At 65.1% G+C, this 15,438-nt stretch carries 17 protein-coding genes and 1 tRNA gene; 9 read left to right on the plus strand and 9 right to left on the minus strand.

The genetic code is table 11. The features are described 5' to 3' along the window. From AC1Y2B_RS16555 to AC1Y2B_RS16575, 5 genes are all read right to left on the minus strand, one after another. Positions 1-762, minus strand: a complete 762-nt coding sequence (locus tag AC1Y2B_RS16555) for a squalene/phytoene synthase family protein (RefSeq protein ID WP_482254217.1) — start codon at positions 760-762, stop codon at positions 1-3. Continuing rightward, positions 759-1,169: a hypothetical protein gene (locus tag AC1Y2B_RS16560; protein WP_482254218.1), complete on the minus strand. Its 411-nt coding sequence runs from the start codon at positions 1,167-1,169 to the stop codon at positions 759-761. Before AC1Y2B_RS16560 ends, AC1Y2B_RS16555 begins: the two co-directional genes overlap by 4 nt. Continuing rightward, on the minus strand, positions 1,166-2,785 hold the full coding sequence (cimA, locus tag AC1Y2B_RS16565; RefSeq protein WP_482254219.1) for a citramalate synthase: 1,620 nt from the start codon (positions 2,783-2,785) through the stop codon (positions 1,166-1,168). The genes AC1Y2B_RS16560 and cimA overlap by 4 nt, the downstream gene beginning before the upstream one ends. A gap of 97 nt (positions 2,786-2,882) precedes the next feature. Then, the gene (gene cysS / locus AC1Y2B_RS16570) at positions 2,883-4,274 is read right to left on the minus strand and encodes a cysteine--tRNA ligase (protein ID WP_482254220.1); all 1,392 of its coding nucleotides are present in this window, start codon (positions 4,272-4,274) and stop codon (positions 2,883-2,885) included. Between the two features lie 206 nt (positions 4,275-4,480). Further along, positions 4,481-5,098, minus strand: a complete 618-nt coding sequence (locus tag AC1Y2B_RS16575; RefSeq protein WP_482254221.1) for a DUF6778 family protein — start codon at positions 5,096-5,098, stop codon at positions 4,481-4,483. 160 nt (positions 5,099-5,258) lie between these two features. On the opposite strand from AC1Y2B_RS16575, the gene AC1Y2B_RS16580 reads away from it, so the two are divergent. The 9 genes from AC1Y2B_RS16580 to AC1Y2B_RS16620 all read left to right on the plus strand — a co-directional run bounded on the left by AC1Y2B_RS16580 (position 5,259) and on the right by AC1Y2B_RS16620 (position 12,960). Continuing rightward, a complete protein-coding gene (locus AC1Y2B_RS16580; protein WP_482254222.1) occupies positions 5,259-5,618 on the plus strand; it encodes an MmcQ/YjbR family DNA-binding protein in 360 nt (119 codons plus the stop codon). Positions 5,619-5,677: 59 nt separating this feature from the next. After that, the gene (locus AC1Y2B_RS16585) at positions 5,678-7,057 is read left to right on the plus strand and encodes a pyridoxal phosphate-dependent decarboxylase family protein (protein ID WP_482254223.1); all 1,380 of its coding nucleotides are present in this window, start codon (positions 5,678-5,680) and stop codon (positions 7,055-7,057) included. Further along, a complete protein-coding gene (locus AC1Y2B_RS16590) occupies positions 7,057-7,704 on the plus strand; it encodes a hypothetical protein (RefSeq protein ID WP_482254224.1) in 648 nt (215 codons plus the stop codon). The genes AC1Y2B_RS16585 and AC1Y2B_RS16590 overlap by 1 nt, the downstream gene beginning before the upstream one ends. A gap of 141 nt (positions 7,705-7,845) precedes the next feature. Then, the gene (locus AC1Y2B_RS16595) at positions 7,846-9,900 is read left to right on the plus strand and encodes an ASKHA domain-containing protein (RefSeq protein ID WP_482254225.1); all 2,055 of its coding nucleotides are present in this window, start codon (positions 7,846-7,848) and stop codon (positions 9,898-9,900) included. A 236-nt stretch (positions 9,901-10,136) separates the two neighbouring features. Beyond that, positions 10,137-10,676, plus strand: a complete 540-nt coding sequence (locus tag AC1Y2B_RS16600; protein ID WP_482254226.1) for a sigma-70 family RNA polymerase sigma factor — start codon at positions 10,137-10,139, stop codon at positions 10,674-10,676. After that, a complete protein-coding gene (locus AC1Y2B_RS16605) occupies positions 10,673-11,323 on the plus strand; it encodes an anti-sigma factor (RefSeq protein WP_482254227.1) in 651 nt (216 codons plus the stop codon). The genes AC1Y2B_RS16600 and AC1Y2B_RS16605 overlap by 4 nt, the downstream gene beginning before the upstream one ends. A gap of 273 nt (positions 11,324-11,596) precedes the next feature. After that, positions 11,597-12,148, plus strand: a complete 552-nt coding sequence (locus tag AC1Y2B_RS16610; RefSeq protein ID WP_482254228.1) for a fasciclin domain-containing protein — start codon at positions 11,597-11,599, stop codon at positions 12,146-12,148. Between the two features lie 157 nt (positions 12,149-12,305). Beyond that, positions 12,306-12,851 carry an NAD(P)H-dependent oxidoreductase gene (locus tag AC1Y2B_RS16615; RefSeq protein ID WP_482254229.1) on the plus strand — a complete coding sequence of 182 codons (546 nt, stop codon included), beginning with the start codon at positions 12,306-12,308 and terminating at the stop codon, positions 12,849-12,851. A gap of 35 nt (positions 12,852-12,886) precedes the next feature. Then, positions 12,887-12,960, plus strand: a tRNA-Gly gene (locus AC1Y2B_RS16620). 248 nt (positions 12,961-13,208) lie between these two features. On the opposite strand, the gene AC1Y2B_RS16625 is transcribed toward AC1Y2B_RS16620, so the two are convergent. From AC1Y2B_RS16625 to AC1Y2B_RS16640, 4 genes are read right to left on the minus strand one after another with little or no spacing between them, the layout of a single operon-like run. Further along, complete coding sequence (locus AC1Y2B_RS16625; RefSeq protein WP_482254230.1) at positions 13,209-13,511, minus strand: hypothetical protein; 303 nt, start codon at positions 13,509-13,511, stop codon at positions 13,209-13,211. After that, on the minus strand, positions 13,504-14,331 hold the full coding sequence (locus AC1Y2B_RS16630) for a hypothetical protein (RefSeq protein WP_482254231.1): 828 nt from the start codon (positions 14,329-14,331) through the stop codon (positions 13,504-13,506). The genes AC1Y2B_RS16625 and AC1Y2B_RS16630 overlap by 8 nt, the downstream gene beginning before the upstream one ends. Before the next feature lie 14 nt (positions 14,332-14,345). Next, the gene (locus AC1Y2B_RS16635; RefSeq protein ID WP_482254232.1) at positions 14,346-14,783 is read right to left on the minus strand and encodes a hypothetical protein; all 438 of its coding nucleotides are present in this window, start codon (positions 14,781-14,783) and stop codon (positions 14,346-14,348) included. Between the two features lie 3 nt (positions 14,784-14,786). Next, entirely contained in the window at positions 14,787-15,215 is a 429-nt protein-coding gene (locus AC1Y2B_RS16640) for a phage tail fiber protein (RefSeq protein ID WP_482254233.1), read from the minus strand. Between the last annotated feature and the right edge of the window lie 223 nt (positions 15,216-15,438).

Below are 15,438 nucleotides of genomic sequence, written 5' to 3' on the forward strand. Positions count from 1 at the left end.
CTAGAACCGCCCTGTCAAAGCCATCCAGACCAGACCACCGCGCCGCGCGAATTCCGACAGGGCCAGCGTGCCCTCGGCCACGCGGGTCGGGTTGTCATGGGCCTGACGCAGAAGCGGGGCTGCCGACCATGCGGCCAAGGCTGCCGGGGCCGAGCTGCCGAAGCTGCGGCGGTGATGGCGGGCGATGGTCAGGTGGTTTATGCCCTCGGCTGCCAGAATGCGCAGCGCCTTGGGATCCGTATCGACCAGCGGCTGCAGGTTGCGGGCGGCAAGCACGGGCACGGCGCGCAGGTAATTCGCCAGACCCGAGGCCCAGCCAAGCGCGCGAAACCCGGTTTCGGCCTCTGCGGCAGCGCCAAGCGTTCGGGCTGCAGCCCACAGAAGTGTGGCCGAGGTGCCCTCGATATAGGCGTCAAAGGCGCTGTCCGAGGCGAAAGGTTCTCGCGTGATATCATGGCGGCGGGCCTCGATCACGCTGTCCAGCAGGGCGGCAAGGCCGGGGGTCGCCTGCAGCAGGCCATGCAGCGGGCCGGCCACCTCATGGGCGCGGGGCGTCCGGGCGGTCAGCATGTCACGCCAGAACTGCAGGCGCATCTCGGCGATCAGCGGCTGTTCGGTCATCCAAGGCGCGCGAGCGACCTCAAGGTTGAAGGCGTAGAGCGGCAGCAGTTTGGCCCGCGCCGCCACGGGCGCCGCCATGACGGCGGCAAAGCGGTCCGGATCGCCGCGCTGGACAAGGGTGGCACAAGCATCAAGCGTCATGGTGTGGCCAGAATTTGGGTGATCTTCAGCATCAGCCTGTCAAGCACCGGATTGGGACAACTGGCCGAGGCCTGATCAAACCCGGCGATCGGCGGCAATGCGCGCAGGCTTTCGGCAAAGGCCACGAGGCATTCCGTACGGGCATCGGGTAGCGCCGCTTTGGTCGGCAAGCCCTCTGCGGCCAGCAGGGCTGCGGCGGCGCTGAAGACGGCCGGGGGCGCGTGGCGAACCAAATGGGTCGGGGACTTGCCCGGCAGCGTCTGATCCTGAAGGATCGTGCCATCGGCAAAGATCTGCGTCAGGCTCGTGCCGGACACCCCGTCGGTCGTCATCTCGATCATGGCGGTCTCGGCGCTGGCCGCATGGGCCGCGCCAAGGAACAGGCCAAGACCCAGAGTGCGGATCATCCCTCCTGCCCCACATCGCGGATCAGCTTCCAGGTGATGGCGTCCAGCAGCGCTTCGAAACTGGCGTCCACGATATTGGCCGAAACGCCCACCGTGCTCCAGCGGTTGCCGTTGGAATCCTCGCTGTCGATGATCACCCGGGTTACCGCCTCGGTGCCGCCATTGGTGATGCGGACCTTGAAATCCACCAGATGCAGATCGTCGATCACCGCCTGATAGGGGCCGAGGTCCTTGGCCAGGGCCTTGGACAGCGCATTGACCGGGCCCCGGTCCGACCCCGTCTCATCGACCGAGTCACTGACCGACATCATCACCTGATCACCGATCTTCACCACCACCACGGCCTCCGACAGCGTGACATTGGCCCCGGTCGAGGCGCGGCGGCGCTCCACGGTCACCCGGTAGCGGTTGACCTGAAAGAAGCTGGGGCACAGGCCCAGTTCGCGCCGCGCCAGCAGTTCGAACGAGGCTTGCGCGCCGTCATAGGCATAGCCCTGATCCTCGCGCTCTTTCACCGCATCCAGAATGCGCGACAGGCGCTCATCCCCGGCGGCAATCGAGATGCCGATGGCGGACAACCGGGCGCGCAGGTTCGATTGCCCGGCCTGATTGCTCATCGGGATGACGCGGGCATTGCCCACGACCGAAGGCTCGACATGTTCGTAGGTCGAGGGGTTCTTCAGGATGGCGCTGGCATGCAGCCCCGCCTTGTGGGCGAAAGCGCTGGCGCCAACATAGGGCGCCTGCCTGAGCGGCACGCGGTTCAGGATATCGTCCAGCATCCGGCTGTCGCGCAGCAGGCCGGTCAGCCCCTCGCGGGTTACGCCGGTGTCGAACTGGCTGGCAAAAGGCTCTTTCAGCAACAGCGTCGGGATCAGCGTCGTCAGGTTGGCATTGCCGCAGCGCTCGCCCAGGCCGTTCAGCGTGCCCTGGATCTGGCGCACGCCCGCTTCGACCGCCGCCAGCGAATTGGCGACCGCATTGCCGGTGTCATCATGGCAATGAATGCCCAGTCTTTCACCCGGAATTCCCGAGGCGATCACGGCTGCCACGATGCGCCCGACCTCTGACGGCAAGGTGCCGCCGTTGGTGTCACATAAGACCAGCCAGCGCGCCCCCGCCGCCAGCGCCGTGCGCAGGCACGACAGGGCATAGGCCGGATTGGCCTTGTAGCCGTCGAAGAAATGCTCGGCGTCAAACAACGCCTCGCGGCCCTTGGCGGTGACATGGGCGAAACTGTCGGCGATGGCCTGCCGGTTCTCCTCCAGCGTCACGCCCAGGGCAGTGGAGACGTGGAACTCATGGCATTTGCCCACCAGACAGACCGCCGGCGTTCCGGCATTCAGCACCGCCGCCAGCACATCGTCATTCTCGGCCGAGCGCCCGACCCGCTTGGTCATCCCAAAGGCGGTCATGGTGGCGCGGGTCGCCGGCGGATTGGCGAAGAACTCCGAGTCGGTCGGGTTGGCCCCCGGCCAGCCGCCCTCGATATAATCCAGGCCCAAGGCATCCAAAGCCACGGCGATCTGGCGCTTTTCGGCGGTAGAGAATTGCACGCCCTGGGTCTGTTGCCCATCGCGCAGGGTGGTGTCGAACAGGTAAAGCCGCTCTTTCATGCCTTTACCCCTTCGCATTTGCCCAAATATCCTCGGGAGGTGAGGCCGCAGGCCGAGGAGGGCAGAAAGCCCTCCTGCTGGGTCGTCGAAAACTTGGTCACTGCAGCGCCTCCAGTTTTGCCGCGTCAAAGCCCGGGCCGGGCAGCAGGTCCACCCCGGCCTTTGACATCCGCACTTCCACACCCGCCGCCATCAGCGCGGCCTTCATCGCATCGACGGCGGAAAAATCCTTCGTCGCCATGGCTTGGCCGCGCAGCGTCGCCAGGCGCGCCGCATAGGGGGCAAGGTCCACCGTGGTCAACCAGTCGCCCAGGTCCGGCGTCAACAGCCCCATCACCCGGGCCGAGGCCGCAAGCCCGGCAAAATCGCCCCGTCCCGCCGCCGCATGCAGTTCGGCCAGCGCACCTGCCGTGTTCAGGTCATCGGCCAGCGCAGAAATCACCCCCGGCAGCGGGTTTGGCGCAGGCTCGATGCCTGCGACAAGCCCCCGCCACTTGCGCAAGGTCGCCTCCGCCTGCGCCGCCTTCTCCGAGGTCCAGTCCATCGGTTTGCCGTAGTGGGTGCCCAGAAACACCAGCCGGATCACCTCGCCCGGGATGCCCTGATCCAGCAGGTCGCGCACCGTGAAGAAGTTGCCGAGGCTCTTGGACATCTTCTTGCCCTCGACCTGCAGCATCTCGTTGTGCATCCAGACCTTGGCGAAGCCCTCCTCCGGGTGGGCGCAGTGGCTTTGGGCGATTTCATTTTCGTGGTGCGGGAATTGCAGGTCCAGCCCGCCACCGTGAATGTCAAACGCCGCGCCCAGCAATTCGTGGCTCATGGCCGAGCATTCGATGTGCCAGCCCGGCCGCCCGCGTCCCCAGGGGCTGTCCCAACCCGGCAGATCGGCGTCCGACGGCTTCCACAGCACGAAGTCCATCGGAGCTTCCTTGAACGGCGCCACCTCGACCCGCGCCCCGGCGATCATGTCATCGACCGACCGCCCCGACAAAGCGCCATAGTCCTTGTAGGAGCGCACGCGGAACAGCACATGACCATCCTTGGCATAGGCGTGCCCCGAGGTCACCAGTCCCGCGATCATCGCGATCATCTGGGCGATGTAGTCGGTGGCGCGCGGCTCATGCGTGGGGCGCAGGGCACCCAGGGCGTCCATGTCGGCGTGATACCAGCCGATGGTCTCATCCGTGCGTTCGTGGATCAGGGCTTCCAGGCTGCGCGGATCGCCCGCCGCCTTCCGCGCCTGCGCCGTGGCGTTGATCTTGTCATCGACATCGGTGAAGTTGCGGACATAGGTCACATGGTCCGCGCCATAGACATGGCGCAGCAGGCGGAACAGCGTGTCGAACACCACCACGGGCCGGGCGTTGCCAATATGGGCGCGGTCATAGACGGTCGGCCCGCAGACATACATGCGGACATTCAAGGGATCGATCGGCGCGAAATCCTCTTTCGCGCGGGTGGCCGTGTTGTGCAGACGGATCGTGACCATCATTCCTCCAAATCCCAAAAGTCCCCCCTGCGGGCGGAACCGGTTTCGTTGGATGAGGACGAAAGGACGGGCCCGCCTGACAAAGTCAGCCGGTAATGCAGCACGCGATGATGATGCGCTTGTCCGTCATGCGCCGCCTTCTAGCGAAAGAAGGCGGCCAAACCAAGGGGAAAGTGCGGGACCCGTCCGGCTTAATCGTGCAGCCCTCAATCCCCCAGACGCACGAAGCTGCCCCGCACATCGGGGCCAAGGCCCAGCCAGCCCGCTATGGTCGCCGTGACATGGGCCGAGATCTGCGACTTCTGCGTCTCGCCGCGCGCACGGGCGTCTTTCATGGCCTGACCTGACAGGGCGGGCAGATCGGCCTGGATGTGCTGAGGGCCCACGATCACAGTGCCCGTCCTGGCATCCAACACCGCGATGTCGAATTGGATGTTGTGCACGCCGGCGTCTGACAGCATCGTCTCGGCCTCGAAGGTCAGCGCATGAAAACGGGTGACCTTGACCTGCAAGATCACCGGATGCGCCCCATGCAGCCCCATGGCCGCCCGGGCAATGGCATCGTGCAGGATCACGCCCACCTGCGCCCGCCGGTCGCCTTGCGGATCATCCTCGCGCCAGACGATATCGGCGTGTGGCACCAGCGCCGCTTCTTCCGAGACGGTCAGGCTTTTGGGCACATCGACCTGCACCGCCGTGACATGCCAGGTCCGGGCCACATCCGCCGCGGGGCCCGCCGTGTAATCGGTCGCATAGGTGCTGCCGCAGGCAGCCAGCGGCAGGGCCAGCGCGGACAGAAGGAACAGACGGCGGGAAACGGGCATGGCAAACTCCTGTAAGGGCAGACCGGCAGGGCGGTCTTGGATCAGTCCCGCTTGATGGCGCAGGATTATGGCACGATTTCGGCAAGCCCCTCGCCAATTTTCGCCGATTGTTTCCCGATTGCCTTGAATTGCCCGCGCCGCCCACCGAAGCTTGCGCCAAATGAGCCGCGCCCTTGTCAACAAAACCTGCGACGCATTGCCCGGGGCCGTTTGGTCCGACCCTTGGGGCGGGGGGCATGATGCGTGGAAGGTCGGGGGCAAACTGTTTGCGGTGGTGGGGGCGAGTGAGGGGAACGGCCTCAGCGTCAAATGCCCCGACACCGAGACGGCAGCCCTGCTGATCGATCTGGGCCGCGCGGTGCGCGCACCCTACCTGCACGCAAGCTGGGTCCGCATCCCCTTCGATCTGGCGGAAGAGGACGAATTGGCCTTCCGCATTCGCATCTCTTACGGCGTGATCCGGGGCAGCTTGCCGAAAAGGCTGCAGGCCACATTGGGGGCCTGGTCGCCACCCGGCTGAGGCCCCCTTGCCATTCGCGCCCCCCTCTGCCTTGATCGGGTGCAAACGGGAGTCCTGCCATGAACCACGACGAGCTGCGCATCTGGTCCAAACGGGCCGCCGATTGGGCACATGATTACCATGCCGGCCTGCGCGACCGCCCCGTCCGCGCGCCCTTGGTGCCCAAGGCCATCGCAAGCCAGTTGCCCACCGCACCGCCAGAAGCGCCCGAGGCGATCGAGACGATCTTCGCCGATTTCGAACGCATCGTGCCACCGGGCCTGACCCATTGGCAGCACCCGCGCTTCTTTGCCTATTTCCCGGCCAATGCCTCGCCCGCCTCGATGCTGGCCGAACAGCTGGCCAATGCGATTGCGGCACAGGGGATGCTATGGCAAACCTCTCCGGCGGTGACCGAGATTGAACAGGTGATGATTGACTGGCTGCGCCAATCGCTTGGCCTGCCCCAAGACTTCACCGGCACGATCCACGACAGCGCCACCACGGCAACCCTTTCCGCCATCCTGACCATGCGCGAACAGGCGCTTGACTGGGCCGGCCTGACCGAGGGTCTGTCCGCACACCCCCGGCTGCGGCTTTATGCCAGCGCCGAGACGCATTCCTCGGTCGACAAGGCGGTGCGGATCGCCGGGATCGGACAGGCCAACCTTGTCAAGGTTGCCACCGACACCAGCCTGTCGATGCGGCCGCAGGCGCTGGACGCTGCCATCTGCGCCGACCGTGCCGCGGGTTACACGCCCATCGGAGTCGTCCTTTGCGCGGGCGGCACGGCGGTGGGCGCCTTCGACCGGATGGCCGACTGTATCGCAGTGGCCAAATCCCACGGCCTGCCGGTGCATGTCGATGCGGCCTGGGCCGGGTCCGCGATGATCTGCCCGGAATTTCGGGACCTCTGGGCCGGGGTCGAGGGGGCCGATTCCATCGTCTTCAACCCGCACAAATGGCTGGGCGCGCAATTCGATTGCGCGGTGCAGTTCCTGCGCGACCCCACCCCGCAGGTCAAGACGCTGGGCCTGCGTCCGTCCTATCTGGAAACGGCTGGACGCGAAGAGGTGGTGAACTTCAACGAGTGGACCGTGCCGCTGGGTCGTCGCTTCCGGGCGTTGAAACTGTGGTTCACCCTGCGCGCCTATGGGCTGGAGGGGCTGCGCGCCCGAATCCGCAACCATGTGACCTGGGCGCGCGAACTGGCAGCGGCCCTGCAGCACTTGCCGGGGGTGGACATCGTCACGCATCCTTCCCTGTCGCTCTTCACCTTCGCCCTGTCCGATGATGCCGCCACCGAGGCGCTTTTGATGCGCATCAACGACGATGGCCGGGTCTATCTGACCCAGACCCGCCATCAGGGTCGCTACGTGATTCGGGTACAGGTCGGTCAGTTTGATTGCACGCAGGCCGATGTCAGCATGGTGGAACAGGTCGTGCGCGCGTTCGTGTGATGCCGCTTCAGAACCGCGTCCTGCCCGATCAGCGCATCGTGGCCATCGCGGCCCGCGGCACGCTGACCGGTAACCGCGGCATCCTGCATAACACAGACCAGACCCTGCGCCACCGCTGGACGTGCAAGGCGTGGATCTGCTGCACGCTGGAGTATAAGGGCCTGCGCCGTACCCCGATGACGGGCCGGTCCTGGACCGAACTGTTCTTCCTCGACGAGGCAACCGCCCTTGCCTCAGGCCACCGGCCCTGCGCGACCTGCCGCCGGGCCGCCTATCGCGCCTTTCGCGCCGCATGGGCGGCAGCCGCCCTGCCCGGCACCAAAGCCGCCGAGATCGACGCCCACCTGCATGCCCACCGCCTGACGCCGCAGCGCGACCAGCGGCTGCACCAAGCCCAAGCCGATCCCTTGCCCGATGGCACCTTCATCGCATTGGATACCCCTCACCTTCTGCTGGGCCCCAACGCCTATCCCTATCGCCCGGAAGGCTATCTCGCGCCCGTCCCCCGCCCGACAGGCCCGGTGCAGGTCATGACCCCCGCCCCCACCCTCGCTACCTTGCGCGCCGGCTACCAGCCCCTGCTCCACCCTTCTCTTCCCATTTCATCCAGGTCCAAATATCCCACGGGAGGGTCTGGGAGGGTGTGAAACCCTCCCAGCCGGGTCCGCAGAGCGCCGCCCCGGGTCACCTTGCGCCCAAATGCCGCAGCTTGACCCTTCCCTGCCGCATTCAGCCCTTGCCGCTGGCGCCATCCGGCCTAAAAAGCCTTCATCCTGCAGGAGAAGACCATGACCGCCGACACGATTGGGGCTGCCGCCGAAGATGCGCTGGTGATTTTCACGCCCTCTGGCAAGCGCGGGCGCTTTGCCCATGGCACGCCGATCCTCACCGCCGCCCGGCAATTGGGCGTCGATCTGGATTCGGTCTGTGGCGGGCGCGGCATCTGCTCCAAGTGCCAGATCACGCCCGGCTATGGTGAATTCCCCAAGCATGGCGTGACGGTGGCCTCCGATGCCCTGACCGAGTGGAACGAGGTCGAGGCGCGCTACAAGCGCATCCGCGGCATGATCGACGGGCGACGGCTGGGCTGTCAGGCCAAGGTGATGGGCGACATCATCGTCGACGTCCCGCCGGAATCGCAGGTCCACAAGCAGGTGATCCGCAAGTCCGCCTCTGACCGCGTCATCGCGATGGACCCGGCCACCCGGCTTTACTACATCGACGTCGACGAACCCGACATGCACGAGCCAACCGGCGACTTCGAACGCGTCAAGCGCGCCCTGACCGCGCAATGGCAGATCGAGGGGGTCGAGGCCGAACTTTCGCTGCTGCGCCGTTTGCAGCCCGCTTTGCGCAAGGGCCAGTGGAAGATCACCGTCGCGCTGAACAAGGGCAACCACGATTCCCTCTACCACATGCTCGACATCTGGCCGGGATTCCACGAGGGTCCGCTGTTGGGGCTGGCGATTGACCTTGGGTCCACCACCATCGCGGCGCATCTGTGCGACCTGACCGATGGCAAGGTCCTCGCCTCGGCTGGCGTGATGAACCCGCAGATCCGCTTTGGCGAAGACCTGATGAGCCGGGTGTCCTATGCGATGATGAACCCGGGCGGTGACGTGGAAATGACGGCGGCGGTGCGTGCCTCGATCAACACGCTGGTCAAGGAAATCGCGGCCGAGGCTCAGATGGAAGCGTCTGCGATCTACGAACTGGTCTTCGTCTGCAACCCGGTCATGCACCATCTGCTTTTGGGGATCGACCCGGTCGAACTGGGCCAAGCGCCTTTCGCGCTCGCCACATCCGGCTCGCTCAGCTTTGACGCCAAGGAATTGGATCTGACGGCCGTCAACCGCACGGCACGGGTCTATGTGCTGCCGTGCATCGCGGGCCATGTGGGGGCCGATTGCGCCGCCGTGGCTTTGGCCGAAGAGCCGAACAAATCCAAGGATATGGTGCTGATTGTTGATGTGGGCACCAACGCCGAACTTCTCTTGGGCAACGAACACCGGGTGCTGGCCTGCTCCAGCCCCACGGGTCCGGCCTTTGAGGGCGCCCAGATTTCCAGCGGCCAACGTGCGGCACCCGGCGCCATCGAACGGGTCGAGATTGATCCGGTCACCAAGGCGCCGCGCTTCAAGGTGATCGGGTCGGACCTTTGGTCAACCGATCCGGGCTTTGCGGCGGCCGTTGCGGGCTCGGGTGTCACCGGCATCTGCGGTTCGGGCATCATCGAAGCGGTGGCAGAGATGCGGATGGCGGGCCTTGTCGATCAAGGCGGCTTGATCGGCGGACCGGATCAGACCGGGACCGAACGCTGCGTGGCCGAGGGCCGCACGCATTCCTATGTGCTGCACGATGGCACGTCCGAAGGCGGGCCGCGGATTCTGGTCACGCAAGGCGATATCCGCGCCATCCAACTGGCCAAGGCCGCACTTTACGCCGGGGCAAAGCTGCTGATGGACGAGATGGGCGTGACCTCGGTCGACCGCGTGGTTCTGGCCGGGGCCTTTGGCGCCCATATCTCGCCCAAACATGCGATGACGCTGGGGATGATCCCGGACGCGGCGCTAGACAAGGTGATCTCGGCGGGCAATGCGGCGGGCACGGGCGCAAGAATTGCCCTGTGCAACCGCACCGCCCGCAACACCATCGAGTCGGTGGTGCACGACATCCACAAGGTCGAAACCGCCATCGAGCCTCGCTTTCAGGAGCATTTCGTCAATGCCTCGGCCATTCCGAATGCGGTGGACCTGTTCCCGCATCTGGACGCCCTGCCGGACGTCAGCTTCAACACGGCAAGTCAGGGCGGTGACGGCGGCCGCAGGCGGCGGCGCGGGTAAAGATCACCACCCCAAGGCGCGCCTCGTCCCAATTCATCTGTTGGCAAATATCCCACGGGTGGTCTGGAGGGTGTGAAACCCTCCAGCGGCCTACCACGGGTGCGGCGGCGGGATTGGATGCGGGCTGGCATTCTGACGGCACACCGCCTCCGCCCCTTGGGCCTTGCCCGCGAGAATCTGCGGCCTAACTCTGCTTCTGGCTTCCTTTGGACCGACACTTGCCCGATAGTGACCCCATGAGCGATGATCCGATAGCGGAGCTTCTTCTGGCTGTGGCCGCACAGGATCGTGTGGCCTTCCGTCAGCTTTACTCTGACGCGGGCGCGAAACTTATGGGTGTGCTGATCCGTATGCTTGGCACAAGGGCCGAGGCGGAGGATGCGTTGCAAGAGGTTTTCACACGGGTATGGCTCAGGGCGGGGCGGTTCGATGCCGCCAAGGGCCGTGGCATGACCTGGCTGATCGCCCTTGCGCGCAACCATGCCATCGACCGGATCCGGGCCCGGCATGACCATGTCTCGGATGATCTGGCGATGGAGCAGGCACCCGACACGGCCCCGCGCGCCGAAACCCGCATGGTGGCGCTGGGCGAGGCGCGTCGGATCGGCGATTGCTTTGGGACGCTGGAGCCGGACCGCGCGGCCATGCTGCGCGGTGCCTATCTGGACGGCCAGTCCTATCTGGATCTTGCCGCCCGCTTTGACGTGCCTTTGAACACCCTGCGGACCTGGCTGCGGCGCAGCCTGCTCAAACTGCGGGAGTGCATGGAGGCATGAGCCCGTTGCCCCCCCTTCCTGATGACGAGGACGATCTGCTGGCGGCAGAATACGTTCTGGGTGCGCTGGCGCTGGAAGAGCGCATGGCGGTCGAAATCCGGTTAAAGACCGACCCCACGCTCGCCTCACGCGTGGCCGACTGGGAAGAACGGCTGTCGGGGTTGAACGAAGATTTCGCCCCTGCCCCCTTGCCCGACCTTCTGCCCAAGATCGAGGCGCGGTTGTTCCCGGTTGCCAAGGCGCGCAGCTGGTGGGCGGATGTGCGGCTGTGGGGCGGGGTTCTGGTCGCCTCGGTGGCACTGGTCGCCTATCTGGCACTGACGCCACCCAAGCCGGAGCTGACAGCGACGCTGGCTGCCGATCAGGGGGCCTTGCAATATGCCGCCGTGATCACGCAGGGCCGGCTGACCATCACCCGGGTGGCTGGCTCGGTCCCGGATGCGGCGCATAGCCATGAATTGTGGATCATCGCGGGCAATGACCCGCCGGTGTCGCTGGGGGTGATCCCGGCCGGAGGCGAGACGATCTCGTTGCCGCAAGCCACGGCGGGGGCCGTTCTGGCCGTGACGCTGGAGCCGCCGGGCGGCTCGCCCACTGGCAAACCCACCGGACCGATCGTGGCCAAGGGCGCGCTGATCAAGGTCTGAAGGCCAGGGCCCCGGCAGACTGCCGATCTTGTCGTGCGGCAAGCCGCGGGCGTTTGGCGGGCGCTGGAGGGTTTCACACCCTCCAGACCTCCCGTGGGATATTTGAGCCTAGATGAATGAGGGCAGTTCGGACGGTTTCATCGGGCCCGACAGAAAAATGATCACGAGAGCGTGATTTTTCGCAAGCCCTGAAACTTCCGCCCCTTTGGTCCCGTTCTTCCTACAGAGAGGCGGGAATGAACCCGCCTCCTTTGACCCCAGAGGAAGACCATCATGAAGAAGATCATTCTGTCGCTCGCCGTATCGCTGACCGCTTTGACCGCTGGCATGGCCTTTGCCGAAAACCCGATGGTGGGCGGCGCGCCGATGCTGGAGACCAAGAATATCGTGCAGAACGCGGTGAACTCGAAAGATCACACCACGCTGGTGGCGGCGGTCAAGGCGGCGGGTCTGGTCGACACGCTGTCCGGTCCGGGTCCGTTCACCGTCTTTGCCCCGACCAACGAGGCCTTCGCCAAGCTGCCCGCCGGCACGGTGGAAAACCTGCTGAAGCCGGAAAACCATGACATGCTGGTCAAGGTTCTGACCTGCCACGTTGTGGCGGCCAATGCGATGGCCGATACGGTTCTGGGCATGATCCAAGCCGATGGCGGCAAGCATGTGATCAAGACCGTGGGCGGCTGCCTGCTGACCGCCTCGACCAAGGATGGCAAGGTTCTGATCACCGACGAGCAGGGCAACACTGCCACCGTCACCATCGCCGACGTCAAGCAATCGAACGGCGTCATCCATGTGATCGACACGGTGCTGCTGCCCAAGATGTGACCGCTTTCGCGTCGCCAGACCCATGGCCGTGGCGTGGAACCGCAGCTCCCCCCTGTCACCGCGTCATGCCGAAGGCCCCCGGATCGCTCCGGGGGCCACTTGGGCTTGCGGGGGCTGCCGCTTGCGCTAGGCTTTGCGAAAATCAAGGAGCCTGCCGATGCCGCGCCACTTTCTGTTCCTGCAATCGAGTGCCCGGCCGGAAGGCAATGCGCAGGCCGTGGCCCGCTTGGCCGCCGCGTTCCTGCCAGAGGCCGCGCAGGATTGGCGCGATTTGACGGCGCCGGCGCTGGAGCCGTTTGTTGACCTGCGCCATGGTGGTGCAGGCTATGCTGCCCCAGTGGGCGTCGCGAAGGATCTGGCCGAGGCGACGCTGGCCGCCAGCGATATCGTGATGGTGGCCCCGCTGTACTGGTACGGGCTGCCGGCCCCGGCCAAGTCATACCTTGACCATTGGTCGCATTGGATGCGCGTGCCTGCTTACGACTTCAAGGCTGCGATGGCCCGAAAGCGGATGTGGCTGGTGATGTCGCACGCCGGCTCATCGCCGGCGGAGCTGGCACCTGCGATCACCGGGCTCAGGCTTGCGTCGGACTATCTGGGCATGGGGTGGGGCGGCGCACTTCTGGTTGACGCCAACGCGCCGGGCCAGTGGCAGAACGACAAGCGTGCACTGGCGCAAGCTGCGGGCTTCTTCACGGCTTGACGAGGGGCTGTGGCTGAATTACCTGTGCATCCGTCGCGGGTGTAGCTCAATGGCAGAGCAGCAGCTTCCCAAGCTGAATACGAGGGTTCGATTCCCTTCACCCGCTCCAATCAAATCATAAGCAAGATTCTGTAATCGTTGCACAAATTTCGCGTTATAGGCTTAGTTTACAGATAAGAGAAAATAGAACACTCTGCCAACTTCGCCCAGCTTTGGCCCTTTTGGGACAGCGAGTCCCGAAGAAAGTCCCGAAGGGTGTTCCGGATTCGGTCTCGCCAGAAATGACAAAAGCCCCGCCCCGGCGCGAACCGAGGCGGGGCTTGCGGGTCTCCGGGCGTTGCGCTGGATTGCTCAGGGTCAGGCGGCGCCGAACGATGCATCTACCCGCCATTGGCTCTCGCTGATCGTCTGGGGCTGGTAGCCCGCAGGGGTCGCGATCACCTGTACGGTGTAGGTACCAACCACCATCCCGCCCGCAAACGTCACACGGCAGGATGTCGCCTGAATATCCGTGACGCTGCCGACATAGGACGGCGCACCGCTGGAGTGGCGGGCATAGGCCTTGACCGTGCCCCCGACCAGCGTTGAGGCCGTGCCATCATCAAACGTGATCGGGCTGCACAGGAAGTCGATCCCGTCGACCTGATGCGTATCATTCATGCACCCTCCAATGGCCGGGAATCTGGATATTTGTAACGGCGGCGGCGATCGCTGGACGCTGATAGGCGCCGCCAATCGCCGCTGGTGCGGAAAACATGCCGGCAACGGAACTCTGTCGCCACGTGCCGGGCAATGCGACGTGTCGATAGACCCCAGCCAGGATCACGTCTGGCGTATCGACCACCGTCGAAATGCCTTGGCCATCCCCGACGAGCTGCGCCATCCCGGCCGCGACCCCGGATGTCTGCCACACCACGAGAGGGTTCACCAGCGAGAATCCGATGCCAGCCGCCGTGGCTTGTGCAATGCTGATGCCTTGCGATTGACCCGCGATGATCGACAGGCCGGTCACTGTCCCGATGCCAGGCACAATCGTGAATGCGAGGGCCTGCACCGTTGCACTGCCTGCCGCGAGCCCCTGCGTCGATGCGATCCCGATCGCCGCGCCCTGCACCGTCGCGCTTCCGGCGCCGGTGGCATTTGCGGTCCCAATCGCCAGCGCAGCGCCCGACGCGGCCCCCGCTCCGACTGAGGAGCCGTCTGCGCTGGCGATGGTCTGGGCATCTTCCAGCGTCCAGCTGGGCTGCGGCTCATAGGACCAGGCGCTCAGATAGACGGTGAACCGCCCCAGATCATCTGCGCCCGGGTCCTGCTGTGCATAGACGGGCTGCAGGACGGGTGGGGTTGTATCGGCGGGATAGACATCCGTCAGGACCGCATAAAACTGGGCCGCCAGCGTGGCCCAGACCAGTTGGGCGTCATCTTCGCCGAAGGCGACTGCCGTATCGACAGTGCCATCGTTGACAAAATAGAACGCCATTGGCCGCTCCTAGATCAGCCGATTTCCTCGAAGATCACTTCGATCGTGACCGAGCCCGTACCAACCGCGGACCGCAGCGAAATCTGACCGGACGGCGGTACTTCAATTTCCGTGCCGGGCATGAAGACCAACGGCGAATATGCCCCGTTTGAGTTGACGCCGATCCGGCGCAACGTCACGCCCAAGGTCGGCTGGGTCGTCCAGCTGCCCGCCACGGTCGACGCCGCAGCCCCCGATTGCGACGCCAAAGGCTGCGGTGTGATCGCCACCGGCGTGGCGCCACCGGTCGAGCGTGCGACCAGAATTTCGTTAGCGGCCGACGTCGTGCCTTGGCCATAGACCCGGATTTCCGAGATTTTCAGGGCACGGGTCGACGGCGCCGTGATCGTCATCGAATCCGCAGTGGTGGACAAGGCCGTGCCGACTTTGGTTGCAGAATAGCGCTGGCCCATGGCTCAGTCCTCCGTAATGGTTGATGCGGTCGAAAGGCGCGGAATGATGTTGACGGCGGCGCTGATCGAGGCAGAGAGCGCGCCGGAGTAGAGGATCTTTGTCGCCCCCGAGCTTGCGACCCCCACCGACCAATAGGTCAGCGTGTTCGTCCCCGCCGTGCAGACCGGGAAATCGATCGGGGCTGCGGGGCTGACCGAATTGCCCGTAACGGTCCAGCCGCCCGAACTGCGGGCCACCGCAACCCGGGCATAGCCGGTATAACTGGCCTCGCTGGTGGCTTGCGTGCCCGCCTCGCCCGGGTCTGCAGTATGCAGGGCGACAAACAGCGACGTCAGGGGCGAGGTTGCGGCATTGTCGGCCAGGTTGGCGATGCCAGTGCCTTGGAAGATCAGCTTCAGCCAATCGTTTTCGAACGTGTCACTTTTGGACATCGCAGATCCTTTCAGGTGGGGGATTTCACCAGCGCCAAAGCCAGCGACGATAGAAGGGTCTGTGCCGCCGTCTCATGGGCAGGCCGCGTCATAGGCTGCGATCAGCGATTGGCCAGTTACGACCGACCGATCCCCGCCATCCGCGACCAGGGCTTCGGCATGGTCTTGCATCAGCCGCCTCAAGCCGTCGCAGATGGCGGAGTCAACCGCCTTCGGTGGCGTG

The sequence above is a fragment of the Stagnihabitans sp. genome (assembly GCF_964946895.1).